The following is a 3,012-nucleotide window of genomic DNA, read 5'->3' as shown; positions in this document are numbered from 1 at the left end:
AAGCGAGTTGGGGTGGTCATGTGGGGCTCCTTCACTAGCAGGTGAGTTAGGGGCCAGGGACTGTTCCAGCGAGCGGTAGTGCTCGATTTTTTCTTGCAAGGCGACGGCCGCTTGTCGCATCGCTTCGATATTGGCCTGCACCTCGCTGAGGTGCGTTTGCAACATCTGGCGGCGCGGTGAAACCGTTGCATCCCCGGCGCTTCGTAGCGTTGCGAACGCCTGCATTTTGCTGATGGGCATGCAGGTGGTGCGCAAGCGCAATAGGAACTCGATCCAGGCCATATCCGTTGCCGCATAACGCCGTTGCCCACCGGCGGCACGCCCGACCGGCGCAATCAGGCCGATACGTTCGTAATAACGCAGAGTGTGGGCGCTAAGGCCGGTGCGCTTGGCGACTTCGTCAATGGTCAGATGGGGTTCCATAACTCGATCCTAAAAGTTTGAGCGTGCTCTAAGTCAACGGCTTTCTGCCTTGGTGCAAACCCTTAGCGAAATGGCCGAGGCATTGGTCAAGGCCGCCAAGCAGGGCAAGCCTAAGTTACAAAGCCGATTAGCCAAGCGTGCAGAGAAGGGGGCTTGCACCCTTTTTTGTGCACTGGCGGAATGAACCGTTGGCGGTTTTTCGCCTTGTTCGCTCGCCGCTTAAGTGCTGTGGAGGACTACAATCGGCCAACAGCTGCCGGTCGTCACAGGCAGCATTCGGCCGAACGAAACCGTTTTTTACTGCCCATCACGGCAAGCCAACTGGATCACTCATGGACGTTATGAAACCTGGCCCGCAACTGCGCTACGCCCTCCTGATTCTCACCTCGATGTTGTGCTTTACCTTGACGGTGCTCGCCGCTATGAAAGCGTCGGTTTACGGTCATGTATACGGGCAGCTTCGGTTAATCACCTTACCCCTGCTGGGCACACTGCCCCTGATAGCCTGGCTACTGCACAAGCCCATGCGAAATCCCCATTTCGTTGATTTCAGCCGGCAGTTCTATAGCGGTATTTTCACAGCCATCGTGCTTGCGATGGTGGCGCTTATCGCAATCAACCTGCTGGCCCCACAGTTCGTTTCCAACCGTTCCTATCGCAGTGTCGCCGGCTCTGGCGTGTACCTGCTGATCGGCTTTTGGCTGTGGCATTTCACCGTTGTGCGGCGTTACCGGAAACAACCACAGCTAAAAGAGCACAAGCGCTGAAACGATCTAGCCTGGTGAACACAGCCCCCCATGAAAAGCGGTCTGGCGTTTGGTTCATATACGTCTGCTACTGGGCGGTTGCGACCACTGCTGGCTAGCCATCCTTGGTCTCTGACAAGTGGAGGGCTTCCATAAGCACCATCGCTACCTGCAGCCGCCACCCCAGGAACACAGGAAAGCTAGTCGGGCCAAAAAAACGCTCAGACTTGGAGTTATGTGGGCCACCCGAGTGAGGCTTCAAGTTGCAAAGAACCCGGGGGCACGCGTTTAGTCAGTAAGTGTGGCCAACACCTTTCCGTCTCTACGCTGCACGATGCTCTTAGGCGCTACCGGCTGCGAGCCGTCGACGCCCAGAGGCGGGGTTATCAACCAAGCACCCGGATAGTCTTTGCGGACATGCAGCGGATTGAAGCGGATAGCGCTTGCCGTCGCATAACGGCGCTCTGCGAGTGTTCCCTCGTTCGAAAGCACTGCACGTCTGACTTCATAGAGTTTTCGCTCTGCGTCGAGGGCAATACTGGCATCCGCAAGCTCGAAATTATCGATACTCACGGACACGCCTTCCGGCATATCGAGAACCCACCTGTCGGAGTCTACAAACCCATCGGCATACAAGTTGCCAGTTGAAGCACGGAGCGACGTGCCGTTGGGCAAGGCGATGCCATCGACTACATTGCCATCGGCGAGGGTACAGTTGCTAAAGGCTAATACGCCTCCATCAGGCTTGAGTTGAAACTCCACTGGTTTCAGCGCATCGCACCGCCAGCCGTTCTGCATCGTCGTGCCGTGGCCGGTTATCCGCATGTTCTCTGGCGTGAAGCCCACAATTTCGTATTTTTCGTTGGTTTGAATCGCGATGTAGCGGGCTACCTCTACGGCATCAATATCGACAATACGCACAGGGCTCGGAAATACGGCTCGTTTGAAGGATTCCCGCTGATCCGCAACGGCCAATTCCAGTTTCGTGCCTTTGGGCATGTCGATTTGGCCAAGGGACATCGGCTCAGGCAGTTCCGGGCGATAGCTTGCCGCTCTCTCCCGTTCATAACTACGCACCTGGAGATAAAAAAACGCGGACTGCCACAGGGTAAAAACTGCACACACGGTGACGAGCGTATAGGGCAGGAGGACGGGCCGGCGCCAGCGACCTGTGGCATATCGAACCACCAGCCGTATCGTCCACCCGAACCAGAAAAGCGTCGCGGCGAACAAGAAGGCAAGGCAAAGCAGTAGTTCGACGGGGGGCAGTGCCACGGGGATCATACGAGCCAAACTTCCTTTATGGGTCGAACTATCGCAACGGTCTGGAGCCATGGGCTGACTCACCAACAGCCCGAAAGTGTTTTTAACACACTCTCGGCCGTTTCCTGCCCTTCATGAGGGGCAGGAACCGGCCAATAGCGGCCTTTAAAAACCGATAAAAGCTCTCCTACACCCCTATGACTACGACAGTTGTCCAGCCAGCAAAAAACTGGACGAACGTTGCCATCGCTGAATAGGGAATTAGTGTGGCTACGCGAACTAGCTTTGATCCGGTTTGAGATTTGTAGACGAAAACGTTGCCGATTATGAATCCAGCGATAGCTGGAAGGATCACTAGTAAAAGCATGAGCCAGCTTTTTCCCACTGCGGTCATCGGCGATGTGACTGCTACCGTGATAACGGCAACGAAGTAGGCGGCAATCATTATCCCTAGAGGGAATGTAAACAGGATGAGGTCGTAAAGGCTGAAACCAGATTTTCTAGGACGCTGCATTATTTCTACCTTCCATGGAGTACTAAATTTTCGCGGCTGATTCTGGATGGCTGCCAAGGTTAAGTG

Annotated in this window: 4 protein-coding genes; 1 reads left to right on the top strand and 3 read right to left on the bottom strand. The window is 55.2% G+C overall.

Features of this window, described 5'->3' with window-relative positions:
• A partial coding sequence (locus tag AAAB16_RS13365; RefSeq protein WP_340663764.1) for a MerR family transcriptional regulator occupies nt 1-423 on the bottom strand: 423 nt, incomplete at its 3' end.
• A 332-nt stretch (nt 424-755) separates the two neighbouring features.
• Here AAAB16_RS13365 and AAAB16_RS13360 point away from each other — a divergent pair.
• On the top strand, nt 756-1,190 hold the full coding sequence (locus AAAB16_RS13360; RefSeq protein ID WP_340663763.1) for a hypothetical protein: 435 nt from the start codon (nt 756-758) through the stop codon (nt 1,188-1,190).
• 267 nt (nt 1,191-1,457) lie between these two features.
• Here the strand turns inward: AAAB16_RS13360 and AAAB16_RS13355 are convergent, their stop codons facing one another.
• Both AAAB16_RS13355 and AAAB16_RS13350 read right to left on the bottom strand, forming a co-directional pair.
• Entirely contained in the window at nt 1,458-2,504 is a 1,047-nt protein-coding gene (locus AAAB16_RS13355; RefSeq protein WP_340663762.1) for a hypothetical protein, read from the bottom strand.
• 115 nt (nt 2,505-2,619) lie between these two features.
• Nucleotides 2,620-3,012: hypothetical protein (locus tag AAAB16_RS13350; RefSeq protein ID WP_340663761.1), on the bottom strand; the 393-nt coding region annotated here is incomplete at its 5' end.

It is taken from the genome of Pseudomonas sp., assembly GCF_037994325.1.
GTDB lineage: Bacteria > Pseudomonadota > Gammaproteobacteria > Pseudomonadales > Pseudomonadaceae > Aquipseudomonas.
Note: the sequence above shows the minus strand (reverse complement) of the source record. Positions and strands in the feature narration are given on the sequence as shown.